This window comes from Phycisphaerales bacterium (assembly GCA_040221175.1).
In the GTDB taxonomy this organism is placed as follows: domain Bacteria; phylum Planctomycetota; class Phycisphaerae; order Phycisphaerales; family UBA1924; genus JAHCJI01.
Map to the genome: position 1 here is coordinate 253,064 of JAVJVK010000019.1, position 22,144 is coordinate 275,207.

The window sequence follows — 22,144 nt, forward strand, 5'->3', positions numbered from 1 at the left end:
CGGTGCAGGGGCCCCTGCGCCAACCGTGGCGTTCAACCCGGCCCCGGCCGAGCCGGCCGCGGCCATTCGGAGGCTTCTCTCATGAGCCAGTCAACTCGTGTTCCGCGCCGCCTTGACCAGTTCGTCCCGTGGCTGATCAGCCGCGTCGACCTGTGGAACGGCGGCCAGGCGGGACCACCGGATATCGGTCTCAGCGCACAGCAACTCGCGGACCTGACCGCGCTGCGGGACGATTTTGTTCAGAAGTACAACGACGCGAAGGCGGCCCGCGACTCCTCGAAGGCCAAGACCGTGCTCCAGCACGAGGCCTATGAAGCGCTCCGCTCGGTCCTGGGCGGCGACATCGACATCATCGATGGCTACGCCAAGGCCACCGGAGACATGGGCGTCTACGCGCGGGCCCAGCTGGACCCGCCCAAGGACCCCACCCCCCGCGAGACCGCGCCCGTGCCCGAGGGCCTGGAGATCCGCGCGAGCAGCTTCGGCGACCTCGTGCTGACCTTCGAGGCCAACAAGGGCCAGGGCTCGGTCTTCATCATCCAGCGCCAGCTGCGGGCCATCGGCCAGGAGCCCGGCGTGTGGACCTACGCCGATACCGTCAGCGAGAAGACCTGGACCGACACCAGCGTGCCCAACGGGGTCGCGTCGGTCCGCTACCGCGTCCGCACCAAGCTCACCAATGGCGTGCTCAGCGATTGGAGCGAGGACAAGGGCTTCTTCTACGGCACCGGCGGCAGCGGCGCGACCAGCGCCGCGGGCGTCACCATCGAAGACGCCCAGGCGCTCAAGGACGCCCAGACCGCCAAGGGCGCCGAGAAGGCCGGGTAAGACGGCCGGGTCAATCACGCCCGCCTCAAACCGCATACGCAACGCGACGGCACGCGCGGGGACGCCCACGCGTGCCGCGTTCGTGCGCACGGGGCGAGAAGCCCCCCCCTACACCATCCGCCGCGCGATCCGCTCGGTCCACGACCGGCAGAACACCCGCTCGTCGTCCTCGTAGGCGTCCAGCGTCGCGTGGACGTAGAAGTTGTCGGCGTCGGCGGTCAGCACGGTGCGCGTCTCGCAGCGGCAATCCCACGCGCCACGCCGGAAGCCGTGCGTCCAGCGCACCTCGCCGCGGGCGCTGTGGATGTCGGTGTGGTCGACGAAGTATCGCTCGCTGGCGACGCTGCTGCGGGTCAGGTCGATGTGGGGCCAGTACACCGTGCCCGAGCCCTTGCGCACCTGCAGCTCGCTCGTGGCCCGGCCCATGTCGCGCACGACCTTCCAGCTGTGCTCGGTCGATTCCACCTGCTCGGCCCGGATCGGCTCGGCGCCCACGGGGCGGTCGAAGGTGACGTGCGGTTCGTCCTCTCGAGCGTGGCGCACGGGCAGCAGCAGGTGGCTCTCGCCCAGGTGCACGGTGATGGTGGCCGGCCGGGGCGGCAGCCAGGCCAGCGGCCAGTAGCTGCTGGAGATCGAGAGGCGCAGCCGGTGCCCGGGCAGCACCGTGTGGCCGATGTCGCGCATGCGGATGGGCACGCGGTACTTCGTGCCCGGCTCGAGCATGACCGGATGCTCGTGGCCGTCCTTGTGGTTGAGGTTCAGCAGGCCGAAGGACACGCGCGTCACGCGGCCGTCGGGCAGCACGTCGCCCAGGCGCACGGCCGCCATCGCCACGGGCCGGTCGACCTCCAAGGTCAGGTCGGCAATCGGCGGGCCGAGCAGGTCCAGCGGCTCGGCCAGGGGGGGCGTGTCGAAGTTCAGCGAGCCACCGTCCTCCTCGCGCTGGTCGTCGGGCAGGTCGGGCGGGGCCGCCTCGCTGCACCACTTGCCGCCGAAGTAGCCGTGCGAGGCCGGCGACTGGATGGAGCGCACGCCCTCGCGCCGCTCGTCGCCCTCGTCCACCGACGCATCGGCGTTGAGCTTGAGGCCCGGCTCGCCGGTGGCCAATGGCACGGGCCGCAGCGTGACGTTCGGGCTGGGCCAGCTCGGCTCGCCCACCCAGCGGCCCGGGCGGAAGGCGTGCCCGGTATCCGGTGGCGTCGATTCCTGCAAGTACGCCCGCAGCGTCGGCTCGTTGTCGATGCCCGTGTCGATGCCCTTCAAGTACGTGTCCCACCAGCGCAGGCACTCGTTCAGGAAGTCGATGGCCGGGCCGGGAAGCCCGAAGTGCGGGTACTTGTGGCTCCACGGGCCAACGAGCCCCTGCCGCGGCACCCCCTCGGGCAGGCTCTTGACCAGGCGGAAGACCGCGTTGGAGTAGGCGTCCGACCAGCCGCTCACGGCCATCACCGGGACCTGGACCTGCGAGTAGTCCTCGCAGATGCTGCCGTGCTTCCAGTAGCCGTCGCGGTGCTGGTGGCGCAGCCACTCGACCAGCCAGGGCCTCGCGCCCTCCAGCCGCTCCAGCCACATGTCGCGCCAACGCTCGCCGACGATGTCGGGGTCGGGCGGCTGGGTGATGTAGCCGAACATGACCGACGCCCAGCTCAGGTTGTCGCCCAGCATGCACCCGCCCATGTAGTGCACGTCGTCGGCGTAGCGGTCATCGGTCGAGCACAGGCTGATCACGGCCTTGAGCTGCTTCGGTCGCATGGCGGCGATCTGCAGCCCGTTGAACCCGCCCCAGCTGATGCCGATCATGCCGCAGTTGCCGTCGCACCAGGGCCGCTGCTCGAGCCACTTGAGGATCTCGACGCCGTCGTCGAGTTCCTGCTGGGTGTACTCGTCGGTCAGCACGCCCTCGCTGTCGCCGCTGCCGCGGATGTCCACCCGCACGCACGCGTAGCCATGCGCGGCGACGTAGGGATGCGTCATGGTGTCGCGCGTCACCGTGCCGTCGCGGCGGCGGTAGGGGATGTATTCGAGGATCGCCGGCACGGGCTCGTCCTCGGCATCCCTGGGCAGCCAGATCGTGGCCGCCAGGCGCGTGCCGTCGGGCATGGGGATCCAGGCGTGCTCGATGGTGCGGATAGGCCGGGGCAGTTCGGCCAGGTCCACCGGCGTGACGGGGTCGCGGTGGTCGACGTCTGCATTACTCGTGTAGCCGGTGTGGCCGGTGTCGTCGGTGTGGTCTGCGGCCGGACGCGTGGCCACGTCGCCTTCGGTCTGCTGTTTCGGCAAAGCTCCCTCCTTCGGTGTTGGGGCGCACGATCAGCACTTTGCGCTGGTGCCCTCCTCGCTGAGCAACTCGCGCGCTTCGGACACGCGGACCGGCCGACCGTCGATGTGGAAGTCCAGCATGCCGGCGGCGCGAGCGAAGCCGGTGAGCAGTTCCTCCTCGTTGCGGCCGCCCATGTAGACCTCGGCCAGCAGCCAGCTGTAGCTGTCCGCCTCGTGCTGCTCGCTCAGCCGGTGGCCGAAGCTGACCGTCGGCAGCACCAGCGTGCCGGGGAACTGCCGCTCCACCGCGGCGATCTCGGCCCGGCCGGGCGAGCGTGTCACCACGCCGTCCCTGGCGAAGCTGCGCAGCATGAACTTGGCGGCCATCGCGTGCTCGCCTTGGCCCTGGCCCATGGTGGGCTTCTGTCCGAGCGCCAGGTCGGTGATGACCTTCATGTTGGCGTCGCCGTCGACCATTCGGAACTGGGGCGCGTGGCTCTGGCTGATGCGCGGGTTGACCTCCAGCAGCGCGAGCCGATCCGATTCGGGATCCCAGAAGAACTCGACGTTGAACGCCCCGCCCTCGTAGCCGAAACGCTCGAGCACCGCGGCCGACGCATCGCGCATGCGCTGGCAGACGCGCGAAGGCAGCTTCGATGGATACTGGTAGCGATAGAACACGCTGGTATCGGGGTAGCGGTACGAGTCGACCACGCCGTGCAGCCGCGTCTGGCCCTCGAATCGATGCCCCTCGACCGTGCACGCCATCGGCGCGGCGATGTCCTCCTCGGCGATGAAGAGGCGGGCGGCCGTGCCGTGGTCGAGCCCCTCGGGCATGTCGACGCCCATCTCGCCCAGCAGGTCTTCGAGCGGCCCGGCGAAGCGGCCCACGTTCTCGCGGATTTCTTCCAGGGCTTCTTCCAAGTCCTCCAGGGTCTCGATGCGGAAGGCCAGCATGCCCAGGAACGCCTTGCACGGCTTGATCCAGAAGGGGGGATCGAGTCCCTCGGCCTGCACGCCTCTCCAGATGGCGTTCGCATCGTCGCGGGGATCGATCCTGGCGAACGCGGGCACCACGTCGGGGGCCGCCTCGCGTTGCAGGCGGCGGCTGAGGTACTTGTGCTCGCAGTTGAGCACCGCCTCGACGCTGGGCGCCGGCAGGCGGAACTCGCGGCACAGCATCGGCGCAATGATCGACACGGGAAAGTCGAAGAAGGTGATGACGCCATCGATCGAGCCATCGAAGGCGCGCAATCGCTCGCGGGCGAGGCGGAGCGTCTCCAGCGGCGGGCGCTGCTCGACCTGGCTGGCGTTCCACGTCGTCAGCGTGTGGTAGTTGTATCCGTACGCCTCGCTGAGCGGGCGGAGCTGGTGCTCCTCGTTGAAGGCGTCATCGCCAAGAACGAACAGGTTTCGGATGTGGCCGTGCGGCTCCATGGCAATGCTCCCGGCTCTCGGGCAGGGGGCGCCCTCGAGCGTGGGCAAGAGAGCATGGCCCCGGCAGGTTCCGAATTCACGCTAGAGAGCCCCTTGGAGCCGGTCACCTTGATGAAGCGTTATTCAGGTTCAGTTCCTCCGCGGCGCGCGAATAGTGCTGCCAATTGGGCGTATTCTTGCGAACATGGGACGCGTGCCATTCAAGGGCTGGTTGCTGCTGATGCTGGGCGCCTCGCGAGCACCGCTGAACGCCCAAGAGGCAGAGCAGATGCGTCGCCGGCGCAGGGACAATGCTGCACGGGGCCCCAACGCCGCTTCGCCCACCCGGGTCGTCGAGGTACCCCGGCCAGAGAATCGACGCCACGTCGAGCCCTAGGCCCGATCGGCCCTCCTGAGCTCTGCGGGGACGCAGCCCTGGCAGATTCTGGCCCCAAGCCGGAAACCCCGGCCCGCTGCCGAACGTACCGGGAACGGATGCGAGGCCCCGAGCCCCCTGAGCCCCCAGCAGGGGCCACCCCGCAAGCAGGGGCCGGCCGCACCAATAGGTATGCCGCCGGGCATGACAACCCGGGTTGGCACCAATAGACTTGCGGCCCAGCGGAGTCCGGGACGTCCGGGCGCCCTGACGGGATGCCACCCGGCGCACCGCTCGACAGAACCCGATCCTTGATCCCCGGCCGCGACGTAGCCGGCCTGGCGGCTCCGTTTGGAGCGCACGAGCCCTTTCGAAAGGAACCCACTTCCATGGCCGAGAACCCCCAGCAGCAGCAGGTCCAGCTCCGCATCGACGAGAGCAAGATGCAGACCACCTACGCCAACACCATCCGCAGCAGCACCACCCAGGACGAGGTCGTGCTGGACTTCGGCATGAACCTGCCCATGCAGGGCAACGACGGCAAGCCAGTGCTGAACTTCAGCGTCGGCAGCCGCATCGTGACCAACTGGGCCGGCGCGAAGCGTCTGGCCATCTCGATGGGCCAGATGGTCCGCCAGTACGAGGAGCGCAACGGCGAGATCCAGATCAACCGCGGCCAGCCCCAGCCCGGCCCGGGCAGCGAGGCCGGCGACGGCCCCCGCCTGAGCGAGTAAGAGGGCGCACGTCCCAACAACAGCGAGGTTCCGCCCGGCACGCTTGCACGTGCCGGCGGCGCCTCCCCGGAGGCCCGGCGACCGCATGAGCGCCTCGACGTCCGCATCGTCCAATCCGTCGCTCCCCGGCAGGTCTTCGCCCGGCGGCTCGCCCGCCGCCGCGGGCGCCGGCCCGGGTGCGCCCAGCGCCCAAGAGGCGCTGAGCGACTACCTCGAGGGGCTGCTCGACCGTCTGTGCGCGCTGTCGCGCGCCCAGGCGGGGCTGGCGTTCATCAAGCCCGGCCAGCAGCGCGCCGGCGGGCTGGCGGCGCTGCGCGCGCCCTCGGGCGAGCGATTGGCCGAGCAACTCCGGGCCGACGCCCAGTTGCTTGCGCGGCTTTCCAAGCTGGCCGACCGCGCCGCCGACCTGGCGCAGCAGCAGGGGGCCGCCCAGGCGCTCACCGAGAGCGTCACGGTGGGCGGGGGCGCGCTCTACCAGCCCCAGGCGACGCACCGGGCGACGGCGGTGCCGCTCGTGGCGCTCGGCCAGGCCGAGGGCGCGTGCGTCGTGCTCAGCCCGATCCACGAGCAACCCGCGGCGATGGGCGAGCGCGCGCTGCTCGCCGCGGCCGAGGGCTTCGAGGGATTCCTCTGGAGCCAGCGGGCGCTGGCCGAGGCCGAGCGGACCGCCCGCCTGCGCGAAACGCTGGAAATGCTCGACGCCGCCCAGCGGGGCGCATCGGCCAGGAGCATGGCCAGCCTGTTCTGCGACGAGCTGCGGCGACGCTTTGGCTGCTCGCGCGTCTCGGTCGGGCTGGTGCAAGGCCACGACATCCGCGCCATCGCCATCAGCGGCGCCGACACGATCGATCGTCGCAATCCGGCCGTGGAAGCGCTCGAGGCGGCCATGGACGAGTGCGCCGACCAGGACATTGAGGTGGTGTACCCCCAAGGCGATGACCTGGCGCCCGCAGAGCGCCGCGTCGTGCGCGCTCACGGCGAGCTGTCGCGCAGCTTCGGGCCATCCAGCATCGTGAGCCTGCCGCTCCGCGTCGACGGTGACCTAGTTGGCGTGGCCGTGCTCGAGCGCGATGCGGACGACCCTTTTCCCACGGGCTCCTTGGGCCTGCTGCGATTGGTGGCCGAGTTCATTGGTCCGGCGGTGTGGACGCGTCGCCTGGCCGATCGAGGCATCCTGGCCGTCGTTCGTGATCGGGTCCTGGATCTTGGTTCGGCGATCGTGGGCCCGCGACACACCCTGGCCAAGCTGGTGGGGGTTCTGGCAATCCTCGTGTTCGTGGTTCTGGCGGCCTTGCCGATTCCAGACCGCGTGAGCGCGCAGGCCGAGACCAAGGCCGCCGGCCAGCGGGCCCTGACCCCGCCGTACCAGGGCTATCTGGCGTGGGTGGGTGTCAAGCCGGGCGATGCGGTCACGGCGGGTCAACTGCTGGCGCGGATGGACACGACCGAGCGCGAGGCGACGCTGGCCCAGCTCCAAGCCCAGTATGCGGCCCAGCGCACGCAGCGCGAGTCGGAGCTCTCGCGAGGCCGCATGGAGCAGGCGCAGGTGCTCAGCGAGCGGTTGCGCGAGCTCGAGGCCCAGATCGGCCTGCTGCAGTACGAGATCGACAAGGCCCGCATCACGGCGCCCATCGACGGCCGCGTGGCTGGCTCTGACCTGGAGCCCTGGCTCGACGCGCCGATCGCGCCGGACACGCCCCTGCTGCGGATCGTCGGCGACGAGAACGTGGTGGTGCTGCGCATCCCCGAGCGCGACATCGCCGCGGCCCAGCGCCGGTTGGAAAGTGCCGCCGACGAGCCGGACGGCACGTTTGCCCCTCGCGCGCGGCCCGAGCAGCGGCTCCCCCTGCGGCTGGTGCGCGTGAATCCGCAGGCCGAAGCGATCAGCGGCGGCAACGTCTACCTGGTCGAGGCGGAGATCGACGGGGATTCGCCCTCGTGGCTCAAGCCCGGCATGACCGGCCGGGCTCGGCTGCATGACGGCTGGACCACGCCGCTGGTTCGGCTGGCTCGACCACTCATCGACCGGGCCCAGATGGCCTGGTGGTGGTAGGAGGGCGCCATGGCCGGCCAGCGCGGGCGTGACATCGCTTCGACGTTCAGCGACCTCTGGTATCGCGTGGGCCCGACGACGCCGCGCCTGAGCGCCCATGCCCGCGTGGTGCGACAGCACTTCGGCCCGTCGATCGCCTACGTCGTCGAAGATCCGGCCAGCGGGCAGTTCTACCGCGTCAGCGAGAGTGCCCACTTCTTCCTTGGCATGCTCGACGGCAAGACCACCGTCGACCAGGCGTGGGAAGCGTGCAACGACCAATTGGGCGACCCGGCGCCCACGCAGCGCGAGGTCATCGACCTGCTCAGCCGTTTGCAACTGTTCGGGTTGGTCCTCGGCGAGAGCGCGCTCGATGCGGAGATGCTCGAGCAACGGCTGAGCAAGGCCCGGCGGCAGCGCACGCAGAAGCGAACGGGAAAGTGGATGTTCCCCCACGTGCCCATCGTGAACCCCGAGCCATTCCTCAGGCGGCACGAAAAGCTCTGCCGGGCCCTCTTCAGCCCGACCGCTGGCGTGCTCTGGGTGCTGCTGGTCTTCGTGGCATTGTCGCTCGTGATCGCCAATGCGGATCGCTTTGGCGATGCGCTCAATTCGGTTGCGCAGCTCGCGCCCACGACGCTCGTGACGCTTGGGTTGATCTTCCTGGGTCTTCGCATCGTCCACGAGCTTGGGCACGCCATGGCGTGCAAGGCGTTTGGAGGTCGCAGCACCGAGATCGGCGTGATCATGATCGCATACGTGCTGCCGCTGCCATACTGCGAGGCCAGCAGCGCGTGGCGGTTCGCCCGGGTCTGGCCCCGGGTGTGCGTCTCGCTTGCGGGCGTGCTGGCCGAGACCGTGATCGCCGCGGCGTGCGCGATCTACTGGGCGGTGGGTGGGGATCCCATCCTCCAGAGCATTGCCTATCAGGTCATGCTGGTCTCGGGCGTCAGCACGTTCGTGTTCAATCTTAATCCGCTGCTGCGGTATGACGGCTACTACGTCCTCAGCGATTTGACCGGCACGCCCAACCTGGCCCAGCGATCACGGGAGATGCTCAAGTATCTCATCCAGCGGTACGCATTTGGCATCAAGGCGGCACGGGGCCCGGCCATTCGTTCGCTCGGCGAGGGGTGGCTGCTGGCGATCTACGGCATGCTCGCGATGCCGTATCGCATCTTCGTCGCGGTCGCGATCCTGCTGGTCATCGCCAGCAAGTACCTGACGCTGGGCGTGGCGCTTGCGGTGGCGATGGGCGCCATCTGGCTGGTCTACCCGGTCGTCAAGACCACCGGCTTCCTGATCAGCGATCCCAAGCTCGAGGGCCATCGGGGCCGCGCCCTGGCGGTGACGTTCGCGGTATTGGCGCTGGTGCTGGGGCCAATCCTGCTCATCCCGTTGCCCACGCCCACGTACGCCGTGGCCACCGTCGAGCCTGCCCGGATGGGCGGCCTGCGGACGCTCGAGGGCGGCGTGCTCGCCGAGTTGCTGGTCGATCCGGGCGATGCGGTCGCGGAGGGCCAGTTGGTGGCGCGGCTGGAGAATCCCGCCCTGCGTGCCGAACTGGATGCGCTGCGTGCCCGACAGGAGCAGGCACGCACGCAGTTTCGTGCATCGCTCCAGCGTCCGCCATCCGAGCAGGAAGAGTTCCGCCAGGCGGTCACGCTCGTGGATTCGCAGGTCGCCCGGCTGGAACGCCGCCTGGCCAACCTCGAAGTCGTGGCGCCGGTCTCGGGCGTCGTCTCGCCCATGAGCGGCCAGACCTCGACCGACCTTCGGGCCATGATCGGCAGCTTCGTGCCAAGGGGCACCGCGCTGGGCATGGTGGTGAGCGAAGACGATCTGCTGGTACGGGCCATGGTGGCTGACCGTGACCACGCGTTCGTGTTCCGTGGCCAGGATCGATCAGACGTCCAGGCGCAGGTCCGCCTGGCGAGCGAGCCGGGGCGCGTCATCGAGGCGGGCGTGGAGCGCATCGCTCCGCTTGGCTCCAAGGAGCTGAGCAGCGCCGCGCTCGCGGCCCAATCGGGGGGTGGCATCACGACCGATCCGCGCCAGACCGATCGCAGCGTCGCCCTGACGCCCAGCTTCGTGGTCGATCTGGCGATGGCCGACGTTTCGGCCGCCGCCGCCCCGGGCGTGCGGGCATCGGTGCGATTGGAAGGTCCACGTCGGCCGCTGGGTGCGCGATGGTGGCGGCGGGCGACGCAGTTCTTTGAGGGTCGCAGCTGGTGGTAGGCGCCGCCGCCAATACGCCGCGAGCCGAACGCCTGTGGCCCGCGCTGGCGCACGGCGAACGCCGCGATGAGCCGCTGGAGGGCCTCGATCGCATCGCCGCCGGTCTGCAGGGCCGCGTCGTCCGCCGACGCGTCAACCAGCAGGAACGCACGCTGGCCAGCGCCATCATCGAGACCGCGGGAGCGATGAGCGATCTGAGCGAGGCGGCCCTGGACCAGCGCGTCGAAGCGGTTCGCCAGCACGCCCATCGCGTCGCGCGCGAGCGATCCAGCCTGCAGGGCGACGCGCTCCGCGAGGCCTACGCCGTCGGCGTCGAAGCGGTCCGCCGCACGACCGGCTTGACGCTGTACCCAGAGCAGGTGATGGGGGCCCTGGTCCTTCGTGGCGGCGCCATCGCAGAGATGGCAACCGGCGAGGGCAAGACGCTGACGGCGATCCTGCCCGCGGCGCTGGCGGGCTGGACCGGCCGCGGCGTGCACGTGGCGACCGTGAACGACTACCTCGCCCGCCGGGACGCCCAGTTGTGCGAGAGCGCGTATGCCCGGCTGGGCCTTCGCGTGGGCGTCCTGCAGGACGGCATGAAGAAGGCCGACCGTCGCGCCCAGTACGACCTTGACGTCACCTACGGGGCCGACAAGCAGTTCATCTTCGATTTCCTCCGCGATCGCTTGGCGCAGCCGCTCTCACCGAGCGTGACCTCGAGCGTGCTCGACGCCGTGACGCATGCCGACGACGCGGGGGCCTGGACGGGCGAGGTCGTCCAGCGCGGGTTGCACGCGGCCATCATCGACGAGGCCGACAGCGTCCTGATCGACGAAGCCGCGACGCCGGCGATCATCGCGTTGCCCGCCGGCGAGGGCGTCGGCGCCGATGCCGCCGAGCGATACGCCGCGGGCATCGAGCTCGCTCGGGCCCTGGACCCCGATCGCCATTACGTGGCCGACGTCCGGACGCACCGGGTGTCGCTGACCAAGGCGGGCCGCCAGCGATTGGCCGAGCTGGTGCAGGACGAAGCGCGCCGCCTCCCCGCCTTCTGGGCCGGGCCGCGCCGGCGCGAGGAGCTGGTCGTGCAGGCGCTGTCGGCCCTGGTGCTGCATCGGCGCGACGACGACTACATCGTCCGCCAGAACACCAAGGGCCAGCGCGAGGTGGTCATCGTCGATCGCTCGACCGGCCGCGTGCTCGAGGGCCGCCAGTGGCAGCTGGGCCTGCACCAGGCCGTCGAGGTGAAGGAAGGGCTCGAGCCCAGCGAGCGTCGCCACACCGCCGCCCGCGTCAGCTACCAGCGCTACTTCGCCCGCTACCAGTCGCTGGCCGGCATGACCGGGACGGGCTGGGAGGTGGCCCCCGAGCTGTGGCGCACCTACGGGCTGCGGGTCGTGCGCGTGCCCACGCACCGACCCGTCGTGCGGATCGAAGAGCGCGACCGCACCTTCGACGACCAGCGGTCCAAGTTCGATGCGGTGGCACAGGCCACGCGAGCGGCCCATGCGCGCGGCCAGCCCGTCCTCGTCGGCACGCGCTCGGTCAGCGACTCGGAGCGCCTGGCCGCCCTGCTGGCCGAGGGCGGCCTGCCATGCAAGGTGCTCAACGCCAGGCACGAGGCCGAGGAGGCCGCCATCGTCCAGGCCGCCGGCAACGCGGGCGCCATCACCGTGGCCACGAGCATGGCCGGCCGCGGCACCGACATCAAGCTCGACGCCGCCGCGCGCCAGGCAGGGGGCTTGCTCGTGCTCGCCGTCGAGCGGCACCACGAGCGCCGCATCGACCGCCAGCTCTTCGGGCGCAGCGGTCGGCAGGGCGACGTCGGCCGCGCCGCAGCGTTCGTGAGCCTCGAGGACGAGATGCTCGTGCGCTACGGCCTCAAGCCGCTGCGCTGGCTGGCCCGGGTGGCCCCGCCCGCGCTCCGCGGGCCCCTGACCCGGCTGCTGGTCCGCCAGGCCCAGGCCGCCGCGACGCGCCGCTGGATGCTCATCCGCGAGGAGGCCGGCCGCATCGACGCGTGGATCGACCTGGCCTTCCACCAGCAGAGCCGGTAGGCGTACATCACCATTGCTGCGCCAGGCGCGCCAGCAGGCGGGCGCTGAAGCCCGTTGGGCCCTTGATGTAGGGGCCCTCGTCGCCCTCGACCGCGTGGGTGCCGGCGATGTCCAGGTGGCACCAGGGGATGGTCTCGTCGACGAAGTAGCTGAGGAAGGCGGCGCCCTGGATGGGGTGGGCCTTGCGGTTGGGGTTGCTGTTGATGATGTCGGCGATGGGGCTCTTCATCATGTCGCGGTATTCGCGGTGGAGGGGCAGACGCCAGACGCGCTCGCCGCTGGCGTCGCTGGCGGCCTGGACCTTCTCGCGCAGCTTCGTGTCGTCGCACCACATGCCGGCGAACGTCGAGCCGAGCGCAACGACAACACCACCCGTCAGCGTGGCGACGTCGACGATGGCGGCGGGCTTCTCCTTGTCGCAGGCGTAGCACAGGCCGTCGGCCAGGACCAGGCGGCCCTCGGCGTCGGTGTTGGTCACTTCCACCGTGACGCCGTTGCGGAAGGTCAGGACGTCGTCGGGGCGGTAGGCCTCGTCGCTGATGGCGTTCTCGGCCGAGCAGAGCAGCGCGACGACGGGGACCTTGGGCTTGATCGTCTTGGCGATGGCCAGCATGGCGCCCATGACCCCGCAGCCGCCGTCCTTGTCGCGCTTCATGCCCACCATGCCGCCGCCGACCTTGATCGAGAGGCCACCCGAGTCGTAGGTCATGGTCTTGCCGACGAGGACGATGGGCTTGGCCTTGGTCTTGGACGCGGCCCCCGCGGGCGTGTACTCGATGCGGATCAGGTGGGGCTCGTTCTCGCTGGCCTTGCCGACGTTGATGAGCCCTTCCATCTTCTCGCGCTTGAGGGCGTCGCCCTTGAGCGCCGTGACTTTCAGGCCGTGCTTGGTGAGCTTTTTGGCCTCGGCGAACATCCACGCGGGCGTGGCGACGTTGGGCGGGGTCTGGCTGAGCGTGCGGGCAAAGTTCGCGCCCTCGGCGAGCCCGAGGCCGAGCTGGAGGGCTTTCGTGCGCGCGGCCTTGGACTCGATGATGGCGAGCTTCGGCTTGGCGCTCGAGGGATTGGCCGTGCCGCGGAAGGTCTCGCAACGCCAGCTGAGCAGGCCCAGGCTCTCGCCCACGGCGGTGAAGGCGTCGTTCTCGTCGAGCTTGGCCGCGGCGATGGCGTCGTCGAGCTCGAAGGCCACGCCGGTGACCTTGGCGGCCGAGAGCTGGCGGCCCGCCGCGGCGACGGCGTTGCGAAGGCCGTCGATGGTGAGGTCCTTGGCGTCGCCGAGGCCGAGCAGCAGCACGCGCGTCGCCGGCTTGCCCTTGGGGAACGCCGCCGCGATCGATCCGAGTTCGCCCGTGGCCTCGGGGCGCTTGGCGGCCGCCGCCAGCGTGCCATCCGCGTCCAGCTTCTTCGCCCCGGCGCCCAGGCCCTTGCCCTTCATGATGCCCACGACGATGGCCTCGGCCTGGCCGGACTTCTTGACGGTGACGGAATCGAACATGGTCGCAGGCTCCTCTTGGCTGGTGCGGCGGGGGTTGTCTGAAGGGCGTCAGTGTAGGGGTGCGGACGAGCCGCACGCAAAAGCGGACGTGCGGCCCACGAAGAGGTCGCACGTCCGCACCCGAGAAAGGAAGCCTGTCAGGACTTCACCCGTCCGTTGCTGGAACGGGTACGAACCACGAAACGCTTAGCCGCAGCCGGCATCGAACTCGTTCTGGAAGGTCAGGAAGTCGAAGATGGTCAGGGCGCCGTCGCCGTCGAAATCGGCAAGCGGATCGCCCGCATCGAAGAGGTTTTGGAAGGTCAGGAAGTCGAAGATCGTCAGCGACCCATCGCCGTCGAGATCGGCCCGACAGCCACCGCCATCGGCCTCGACGAGCTTGACGTCGTCGATGTACGTCGGGTTGGCGTTGGGCGCGTAGAGGTCGAGCACGTCGATCTGCGTCAGACCGCCACCCGAGACGTTCTCGCTCCAGATCAGGTCTTCAGCGAACGCGACGCCGTTGTAGTAGATGTCGAACGTGTCGGCATCCAGGTCGATCTCGGCCCGGAGTTCGACCCACTCGTCCAGGATCAGGTCGGTCGTGTTTCCGTCGAACTGGCTCTCGACGGTAAGGTCGATCGTGCCCAGGCGAACCTGCATGGACCAGTTGCTGCTACCGGGATCGGCGTCATTGAACTGGTTCAGGATGATGACGTAGAAATCGCCGATGGCGGCCGAAGACATGTAGGTCTGGCAGGAGAACGTCCACTGGCCGCTGGTCGCGATGGGCGTGCCGCTCCCGTCACGCATCCGGTAGATGACGTCGGTCTCGAACTGGTCGGCGAGGAACGAGTTCGAGCCCGAGGCGGCTTCGACGTCGCTCACGAAGGCATCGGCCCCGCCCGGCCACAAGTCCCAGCCGCCCTGTCCGGCGACGGCGGAACCAACGGCATAGTCCTCGAATCCGTCGTCGATGAGCGTGGTCTGGGCGAGCGCGGGTGCGGCGATGCCGCAGGCAAGAGCAATAGACAGCACAGTTCGCATAGCGAACCTCCCCTTCATCGTGTCTCCGCAAGGTCTCGACCAGCACTCGCGGCCACCGAGGCCTGACCTTCCGAGACGCTGGGCGGGCAGCGCCAGCGTTCCGAAGTCGGCGCGCAATCACGCGCCTCGGCCCCTTTATGGACTCGCGGTGTTCGGCAACCGTACCGACATCTGGCTGACTCCCCACGGCGGAACAAAGTGTCCCGTAACCATTGCACAGTTTCCACAATATTGCTTAACAATCAATACGTGATAACCCGAATAAGACCAAAATAATCTCGTAGGGGTGTGTTCGCAGCCGTCGACTACACTCAACCGATCCGCGGATTGGGCTCAGGGGCAGCATGAGGGGCAATGCGGGCGTGCCAGACGACGAGACCCAGCTCATCGAACGGGCCAAAGCCGGGGATGGCGGAGCGGCCACGGAGATCGTGGAACGCTACCAGCGACGCATCTACACCCTGTGCCTTCGCTTGCTGGGCAACCGGGACGATGCCGAAGAACTCACCCAGGAAACTCTGGTCAAGGCCCTGACGGGTCTGGAGCGATTCGACGGCCGCTCTTCGCTGGGCACCTGGCTCCATCGGATCGCGACCAATGCGTGTTACTCCAGGATACGTTCCGATAACGTCCGCTCCCGCGGCCGTGTGCCGTGGCCCGAGGACGGGGAACCTCAAGGCCGTTCACGCGTCCAATCTGGAGACGAATCTGTCGATGCGGGCCTTCGACGGCGCCAGGTTGCTGCGGCGCTCGATGGTCTCCAGGCAGAACACCGTGTCGTGCTGGTGTTGCGAGATGTGCAGGGATTGGAGTACGAGCAGTTGGCCGAAGTACTCGGAGTACCAGTTGGAACGATCAAGAGCCGGCTGTTCCGCGCCAGGCTGGCTCTGCGTGAGGCCGTGGAAGCTGCAACGTCTCGATCGATCGACCAACCGCACACCGGGCGGGAGGGACGTGCATGATGCCTGCGGGTTTCCATCCTGATCGCGATCTGCCCGTTGACGTTTCGCAATCGGACCTGCTTGACTGGATCGAGGCGGATGCCGGCCAGATTGCCACGGCGGCGCCTGGTTCGAGCATCGCTCGCGTGGTCGATGCGCGGAATCGCGACGCGCGGCTTGCGTCGCTCCTGGACGCCATGCGTGTCGATCGAGCTGCCTTGGGGTCGCTCGAAACGCCCGCACCGCCACGATCGGTTGCCGAGGCCGTTCTGGAAGAACACGAACGGCAGGCATTGCTGGATTTGTCTGACCTGGCAAGCCATGGTCCGCGTGCGGGTGCAGGCATGGCGGATGACGAGGCGTTTTCTTTCTCCGCCATGCCGAGGTGGTTCAAGCCCGCCATGGCGGTCGCCGCAGGTCTGGCGTTGGTGTTCGGGGCGTGGCAGCTTTATCCGTTCCTGGCTGCGAACCCTGCGCCGCAGCCAGGCTCGACCCTCGCCCTTGAAGAACCAGACGACGAGGCGCCTGCTCCAGACGTCGCGCCGATCGTTGATCCGCCCTCGTACGCTGCCGCGGTTCCGTCGATTCCCGCTGTTAGCCCACGCGAGCACACGCCATCCGCGAGTGAGATCCTGAAGGCACGTTTCGACATGCCGTTCGAACAAGCCTTTGAGTTGGCCCGAGAGGGGCGGCTGATGATCGTCATTGGTGCCCGGGACGCCCAGGCATCTCTGGACGCCGCGGCACGGATCACGGCGCGGCCGATCGATGCTTCCTGGCGATTGCGAGACGCTCGTCCAGAACTCGTGGCGGCCCTGTCGACCCCGGACCATGCCCGCCTTCCCGGCCAGGAATCTGCCGGAGACACCTTGCTCTCTGCGGCACGCGGTCCGCTTGGCCAGATCGAGGTCGTCATGGCCGCGACGCCACTGGTGACCGTTGCCGAAACCGCGACCTCGCCCGAAGCCGTGCTCGAGTTGCTCGAGAGCCTTGGCCACATGGGCGAGCAAATCCGGTTTGAGGAACTCGAGCAACCGCTGCCGGGCACGGGCGAAATTGCGGCGCCCGTGGCCGATGAAACTCTGCTTTGGTGGGATCATGATCCAGCGACCTGGCGGCCCTGGGCAGCCATCCCCGTGCGGTTCGTGGAATCACGATAACGGTTGATCCAGGTAGGCTTCCGGCTTCCTGGGCCAACGATTGCGCTTCATCATCTTCAATATCTGCGGGTCGGACAGGTAGATTCGGATCGCCTCTTCGGGCAGGGCACGAGACTGCTCACTAGGCGCTGACTCGGGCGTCCGGTCCTCGAGTTCCTTGGATGAACCGTGGTAGTGCCCTTTGCAATATGCCACGGCCCGGGCGACTCGGTCCGCGTCCCTTCGCAGCCCCCATGCCTTGAAGAGCTTGGCGAAGAACCTGTCGGGCTTTGTTCGAAAGAGCTCGAACGTGAGCGGCGATTGCGACGCTGCCCAGTTGGCGGCGAATGCCTTGTAGTGCTCCAACTCGTAATTCGGCCTCAGGGCGTTGGTCCAGCCGCGGGCGAACAGGCTATTCAGGCGTGTGAGTGGGTTTCGAGCGAGCCAGACGGCGTGGTGATCCGGGAACGCACGTCGAAATTGCTCGGGCGGCGGCCGCAGGTGCGGATGCTTCACGACCAGCGTGTCGGACCCGCCGGCAATCTCTCGCAGGACGCGTGCGGCCAGCGCAATGGTCGTTGGATCTTCGAGCATGCACTGCCCCGCCAGGTGCGCCTTGACCAGTTCCGCCTGGCTTGCCGGGTAGTTGTAGGGCTCGCCCGTACGATCCCACGGGCCCAGGGGCTCGTCCGCAACAGGGCAGTCCAAGGCGTGCGCCGCGGCATAGGCCGTGACCGAGGAGCCGCTCCGAGGCAACGAGAAGATCCAGAAGACTCGCATGGGCCTCAGTTGTAGGCGGGTGAGCGACGAGCGACGATCAGGAACGCTCGGCCGGGCGTTGTTGGAGGACCTGATCGGCGACGGCCTGATCGATGGCCGAATCGATGTCAATGACTTCGCCCGGCCTTGTGGTCACGGCCCTGTGATCCACGCCCAGGAACGCATGTGGATGCTCGGGATGGTTTGCGGCGGCATCGAGCACCGACCGACGGACCACGATCACGCCACCATCGGGCACGTAGGCCGGCTCCAGGTCCTGCCGCCGGAAGACCCCGCCGAACAGCTGCTTGCCTTGCCAGGGCGTAACCAGCCCTGCCTGATCCACGCGGGCGGTCCAGGTTGGGTGGTGCTTTCCGACTAGGGCATAGCTCTGGACACTGTCGCATTCGCTCTCGATAAACCGGGCAATCGCACGCTCGAGAAGGTCTGGCGGTCGCACCGGTACGTTCGCATACAGGATGGCAACGGCGGCATTGTCTGGGACGGCTTCGGTTTCGTCGGCACGAACCAGCGCGGAACGCACGGCGGCATCGATCGTTGCGGCATCGCTGGCGAGTTCGGCGGGGCGAGGCCAGAACTCCAACCCGGCTTCCATCGCGAGACGAGCGATCTCCTGGTCGTCGGTGGAGACGCCGATCCGCCAGAGGCCGGGCGTTCTCCGCGCGAGGTCGCAGGTCCACGTCACGCAGGGTTTGCCGCCAACGAGCGCGCGGTTCTTGCCCGGAAGGCCCTTGCTTCCCTTGCGGGCGAGGATGACGGCGATGGCGGGTGGGCGACCTCGCCCGCTCATACGCCACCCTCCGCGTGAGCGATCGCCGCTGACTCTGTCTGCCTGTCCTCGCGAGCCAGCCGACGCTTGGCCAACTCTGGCATGGGCAGCGGCGCCAGTCGTCCACCGGCGTCATGCATGGGGTCTGGAACTATGACCGCTGCGCCATATTTCAGGATCGCTTCGTCGTATTGCTGGAGCAGCGTGGGCAGCATCGCGTGGTTGCGGTGCAGCCGTGGCACGATCCAGGGGGTCGTCAGCCCCGACGACAGCTCGGGAAGTAAATCCTCGACCGGAGGCGGGAAGTGTGGATCGCCAACATCGACGCTGATGATGTCGACCTCGCTGGCTCGCAGTCGCTCGACTTCTTCCGAACCGAGGGTGAGCCCGGTGCGAACGTGGACGCAGGCGGCTCCGACGCCGGCCAGTTGATCTGACAACTCGTGAGCGAACGCACCGAATCCGAACTGCTCGCAATCCAAGGTGATCGCAGCGTCAGGTGCTCCCCTTGCGAAGGCGACGACGCGTTGCCGAAGGTCATCATCTGGCGCTTCATTCAACAAGACGCGGAGGTGCGTCGGGCGCTGCGGCGCGGTGTCCGCGAGTTGCGCAATCGACTGGAGCGAGAGCTGGCCTTCTGCGGCCTGTTCGATTGCTGGCATGAGTACGGCGATGCGGTCGCTGCTGTCGAGGATGAGGCGACGTCCGAGGTCTCGAATCGCGGGGTCGACCTGTACGCAGATATCGCCAGCGATCGGATCGGGCCTCGGCGCGTGGGGTGTGTAGGAGATCAGGCCGCCGATCGTGGCGACCGCACCGGCCATCGGGTTCTCCGCGATCTCCGCGATCGCGGGTTGAGCCAACGCACACGCAGCCAGCCCGGCTGGCGCTTGTGCGAACGAGACGTGCCGTGCCTGGGGATCGGCAAGCAGACGCTCTGCCACTCGATCCGTAAGACCCGCATCGAGGAGCGACCAGTCGGCGCCGAGGATCAGCGCCCCGCACGCCCCCAGTTCATTGACGACTGCCAAGGTTGCATGGGGATCGAACGCCTCGTCGTGTGGCGTGAGAGATGCCAGGCCGCCACGGAAGCTCGAGGCACAGAACGCCCGGGCTGCCGCGATGGCTTGCCGGCGTTGCTCGGTGCCGAGGCTGGCGGGTCGAACGGTGACCCGGAGACCGGCCGGAGCGCGAGCTGCCAGGGTATTTGCGGCCGGAAGATCCGTTGTGATCAGCACGACTTCGGACACGCGGTTGCACCGTGCGAGCGCCTGGAGGGTGATCTCGCCAAGGCCCATGCCAGAAGCCCGAGGCGCCAGCAGATCCCGTTGTTGTGTGGCACGCAGGTTGAGGCCGCCGTGTTGCGGATCAAACCACACGATCGCGGGCAATGTGCCCTCGATGTTGCGTGCTGGTGATGCGACCGCAGGCAGTTCGTGCTCACGGTCGGTTTCCCGCAGGAGCGATGCCATCCGCTCGGCCGCATCGGCGAGCCACTCGAGATTCTCCGCATCTCGTGCAATGCGCTGGGACTGGAGTTGCCGCTCGTCGGCCCCGTCATACTGAATTGCGATTGCCCGATCACGCTTGGCGCGTCGCAGCCCTCCGGTCTGGTTCAGCAGGTGCGTCAGCCAGAATGCAGGTTGAAGCGATTGCGCCTCGTCACGCAATTCGTGGATCTTCCGAACGGCGTCGTTCATCGCATCAGCTTCACCGAAGGCGTCCAGCTCTTGGACCATCGTTCGGGCACGGCGCGAAATACTCGCCAGCGAGTCGCATTGCTCGGCAGCCGAACCCAGTGCGTTCTCGACCGTCGTGTTGATGGGGCTCGCCCCCCCGTGCGGGGGCAGGCGGATCTCGGCGCCATGCTCATCCAGGGCCTGCGCCAGCGACATGGGCACCGTGTGGGCTTTTGCCGCGCCACGCCCCGCATCGATGACGGTTCGCCCCTTGCCTTCGTCTTCGGCGAATGCCCGTTCGAACTGCATCAAGTAGTTCTGGAGCTGCTCGTCGGTTGCGATCGGCATGCCGTCGCGATCGACTGTCTGTCGCAGCATCCGCCGACCGCGTCCGAGCCGCTCGGCTTCCATCATTTCGAGCGTGCGAAACTCACCCAGTTCACCAGCCCAGACGTTGTGGATGGCCGCACCGGCCCCGTAGTAGAGGCCGTCGGTGTAGGCAAGATCCTGGCCGACCAGGATCACCGGATCGCAGCCCAGGTATCGCGCCAGATAATACGAGAGATGGGCCACGGTGGCACCGGCCTGGATCGTCGCGTGGGATGAATCGCCAAGCAAACGATCGAGCACCTCATCGGCCGGCATCCGCACCGCGCCGGGCCAGGCGCGGAGAATAGCCGGGTTGGACTTGGGCTCGGCGACCAGGGTGACGCCTTCGACGTCGCTCGCGGACAGTCCCTCGTAGAACCTGCGGCTGATGTCGTGGTGATCCAGGGCGGTCACGAAGTGGGGCTTGATGCCCCGTGCCAGCAGGGGCTTGAGAACCGTCTGTGCAGCGATGATGCAGGCGCGCTCACGGATGCCCGGGCGTGCGAGTTCCTCCATGTTCTCGGCCAGGCTCGGACCAGCGCTCACGACGATGGCGGGCGCGCCGCGGAGGACACCGGCGAGGTCGTTGATGCCGGGGTTCGAGGCATAGCTCCACGCGTTTGCCAGCGTGTTGACGAGCGTCTTCTCGGTCTGCACCAGCTTGGTCACGACCGATGTCTTGGCCGCCGAGATGACGTCCACGAGCCGCTTGGTGAATCGCTCCCCTTCTTCGCCCAGGCGCCCGGCACTTGGGGGATGGTTGAGGAAGCGCACGCCCAGGGCCAGCACGCCTTCGAGGCTTCGGATGCTGGCCGAGATCGCATCGCTGCTCTCGGCCTGGTGCAGGAGCAGGACGCGACCGGTTTCGAAGCACGCGGTGTGGTCGACGCGCTCGAGCACGGCGCGAAGCAGTTCGACGTCGGGCTCGAAGCACAGGACCAGACCGGCCTGCCCGACGCGATGCGAAATGGCATCGACGTGATAGCCCAACCCGAAGCCCGGAACGGCAAACAGAGCCGCCTGGAGCGGATCGGCTTGCTCGGCGAGCCGATCCGCTTCTCGCATCGGATGCCGGGAAGAGGCCAGCAGTCTCTCCTTGCCGTCTACCCGGATCCGGCACGTGGGTACGTCGTCGGGCGTGGGCAGGAATTCGGCGTCCTGCCTGGCGGTTGCGGCAGCGACGGCGTGTGCCGCTGGGGGCGATGACCTGGCGAGCGCACGGAGGTTTCGATCCAGCAGATTTGGGTCTGGGGCAGGGGACATCAGCATCACTCCGGACCGGACGGGCGTACCGACATGCATCGGCTCTTCAGCGGAATATGCTGGAACCGTCGGCGTTGGTTGCTATTGGCGCCGCAAGGATCCCGGAGGAGGCCAGGACCGCGATGAACGACATGCTCCAGGCGCCTGCCATCGATCCGCTTCCTTCGGCTCCGCTTCTCGAGCGTTTCCTGTTCGAGCAGCCCTTGATCCCGGTCGTGGTCCTGGCGATCCTGGCCATCGTTGCTGCGATTGCGTTCGCGAGCCGGGGGCAACGGCGCCGGGGCTTGTTGATTGCCGTCGTGCTCGCGGCCGTCGCCGCCGGGGTGTACGCCGCCGCGTCGATGGTGACTACCGAGCGAGAACGCCTGCTGGAACGCACCGCGGCGTTGATCGCTGCGACGGCCACGGTCGATATGGCATCGCTCAATCGATTGCTGACCGAGGATGCCAGCCTGCGAGCGTCTGGCGACATCGAGCGAGCTCTTGGATCCATCGAGGGCCTCGCCGAGATCATGGATCAGGCCGAGTATCGCTTGCAGGGCCGATACCGCATCACGGACTGGGAGATCCATGACAGGCAGGCGACGCTTGATGGTCCCAACGTGGGGCGAACGCTCGTCCGGGTCGGGGTCGACGTCGAGTCTTTCGGCCGCACGCACTATTCATGGTGGCGCTTGCACTGGGAGAGGACGCCCGATGGTCAATGGCGGTGCTTCGAGATCGAGCCTCGATGGATCCAGTTCGTCGGATCGGCGCGGTAG

General features: G+C 68.1%; 16 protein-coding genes. 9 read left to right on the plus strand and 7 right to left on the minus strand.

Annotated elements, in window-relative coordinates; all coding sequences use genetic code 11:
- Positions 1–81 precede the first annotated feature (81 nt).
- Entirely contained in the window at positions 82–828 is a 747-nt protein-coding gene (locus RIE32_13355) for a hypothetical protein (protein ID MEQ9097236.1), read from the plus strand.
- A 108-nt stretch (positions 829–936) separates the two neighbouring features.
- On the opposite strand, the gene RIE32_13360 is transcribed toward RIE32_13355, so the two are convergent.
- Complete coding sequence (locus RIE32_13360) at positions 937–3,108, minus strand: CocE/NonD family hydrolase (GenBank protein ID MEQ9097237.1); 2,172 nt, start codon at positions 3,106–3,108, stop codon at positions 937–939.
- Between the two features lie 30 nt (positions 3,109–3,138).
- Positions 3,139–4,524: a hypothetical protein gene (locus tag RIE32_13365; protein ID MEQ9097238.1), complete on the minus strand. Its 1,386-nt coding sequence runs from the start codon at positions 4,522–4,524 to the stop codon at positions 3,139–3,141.
- 184 nt (positions 4,525–4,708) lie between these two features.
- Between RIE32_13365 and RIE32_13370 the strand changes: the two genes are divergently transcribed.
- The 5 genes from RIE32_13370 to RIE32_13390 all read left to right on the plus strand — a co-directional run bounded on the left by RIE32_13370 (position 4,709) and on the right by RIE32_13390 (position 11,922).
- On the plus strand, positions 4,709–4,900 hold the full coding sequence (locus tag RIE32_13370) for a hypothetical protein (protein MEQ9097239.1): 192 nt from the start codon (positions 4,709–4,711) through the stop codon (positions 4,898–4,900).
- 368 nt (positions 4,901–5,268) lie between these two features.
- Positions 5,269–5,613: a DUF3467 domain-containing protein gene (locus RIE32_13375; GenBank protein MEQ9097240.1), complete on the plus strand. Its 345-nt coding sequence runs from the start codon at positions 5,269–5,271 to the stop codon at positions 5,611–5,613.
- A gap of 85 nt (positions 5,614–5,698) precedes the next feature.
- Entirely contained in the window at positions 5,699–7,666 is a 1,968-nt protein-coding gene (locus tag RIE32_13380; GenBank protein MEQ9097241.1) for a GAF domain-containing protein, read from the plus strand.
- A gap of 9 nt (positions 7,667–7,675) precedes the next feature.
- A complete protein-coding gene (locus RIE32_13385; GenBank protein ID MEQ9097242.1) occupies positions 7,676–9,883 on the plus strand; it encodes a PqqD family peptide modification chaperone in 2,208 nt (735 codons plus the stop codon).
- Positions 9,877–11,922, plus strand: coding sequence for a hypothetical protein (locus RIE32_13390; protein MEQ9097243.1), 2,046 nt, complete (start codon positions 9,877–9,879; stop codon positions 11,920–11,922). Before RIE32_13385 ends, RIE32_13390 begins: the two co-directional genes overlap by 7 nt.
- A 7-nt stretch (positions 11,923–11,929) precedes the next feature.
- On the opposite strand, the gene RIE32_13395 is transcribed toward RIE32_13390, so the two are convergent.
- Together RIE32_13395 and RIE32_13400 are read right to left on the minus strand one after the other, a co-directional pair.
- Complete coding sequence (locus RIE32_13395) at positions 11,930–13,417, minus strand: leucyl aminopeptidase family protein (protein MEQ9097244.1); 1,488 nt, start codon at positions 13,415–13,417, stop codon at positions 11,930–11,932.
- Positions 13,418–13,603: 186 nt separating this feature from the next.
- Positions 13,604–14,443, minus strand: coding sequence for a GC-type dockerin domain-anchored protein (locus tag RIE32_13400; GenBank protein MEQ9097245.1), 840 nt, complete (start codon positions 14,441–14,443; stop codon positions 13,604–13,606).
- A 362-nt stretch (positions 14,444–14,805) separates the two neighbouring features.
- Between RIE32_13400 and RIE32_13405 the strand changes: the two genes are divergently transcribed.
- Positions 14,806–15,405 carry a sigma-70 family RNA polymerase sigma factor gene (locus RIE32_13405; protein ID MEQ9097246.1) on the plus strand — a complete coding sequence of 200 codons (600 nt, stop codon included), beginning with the start codon at positions 14,806–14,808 and terminating at the stop codon, positions 15,403–15,405.
- Positions 15,402–16,544, plus strand: a complete 1,143-nt coding sequence (locus tag RIE32_13410; protein ID MEQ9097247.1) for a hypothetical protein — start codon at positions 15,402–15,404, stop codon at positions 16,542–16,544. Before RIE32_13405 ends, RIE32_13410 begins: the two co-directional genes overlap by 4 nt.
- On the opposite strand, the gene RIE32_13415 is transcribed toward RIE32_13410, so the two are convergent.
- Genes RIE32_13415 through RIE32_13425 form a run of 3 tightly spaced genes read right to left on the minus strand, consistent with a single transcriptional unit; the run spans position 16,536 to position 21,383 of the window.
- On the minus strand, positions 16,536–17,303 hold the full coding sequence (locus tag RIE32_13415) for a hypothetical protein (GenBank protein MEQ9097248.1): 768 nt from the start codon (positions 17,301–17,303) through the stop codon (positions 16,536–16,538). The genes RIE32_13410 and RIE32_13415 overlap by 9 nt on opposite strands.
- 37 nt (positions 17,304–17,340) lie before the next feature.
- Positions 17,341–18,093, minus strand: coding sequence for an NTP transferase domain-containing protein (locus RIE32_13420; protein ID MEQ9097249.1), 753 nt, complete (start codon positions 18,091–18,093; stop codon positions 17,341–17,343).
- The gene (locus RIE32_13425; GenBank protein ID MEQ9097250.1) at positions 18,090–21,383 is read right to left on the minus strand and encodes a DUF115 domain-containing protein; all 3,294 of its coding nucleotides are present in this window, start codon (positions 21,381–21,383) and stop codon (positions 18,090–18,092) included. The genes RIE32_13420 and RIE32_13425 overlap by 4 nt, the downstream gene beginning before the upstream one ends.
- Before the next feature lie 122 nt (positions 21,384–21,505).
- Between RIE32_13425 and RIE32_13430 the strand changes: the two genes are divergently transcribed.
- Positions 21,506–22,144 (plus strand): hypothetical protein, encoded by a 639-nt coding sequence (locus tag RIE32_13430; protein MEQ9097251.1) that lies wholly within the window; start codon positions 21,506–21,508, stop codon positions 22,142–22,144.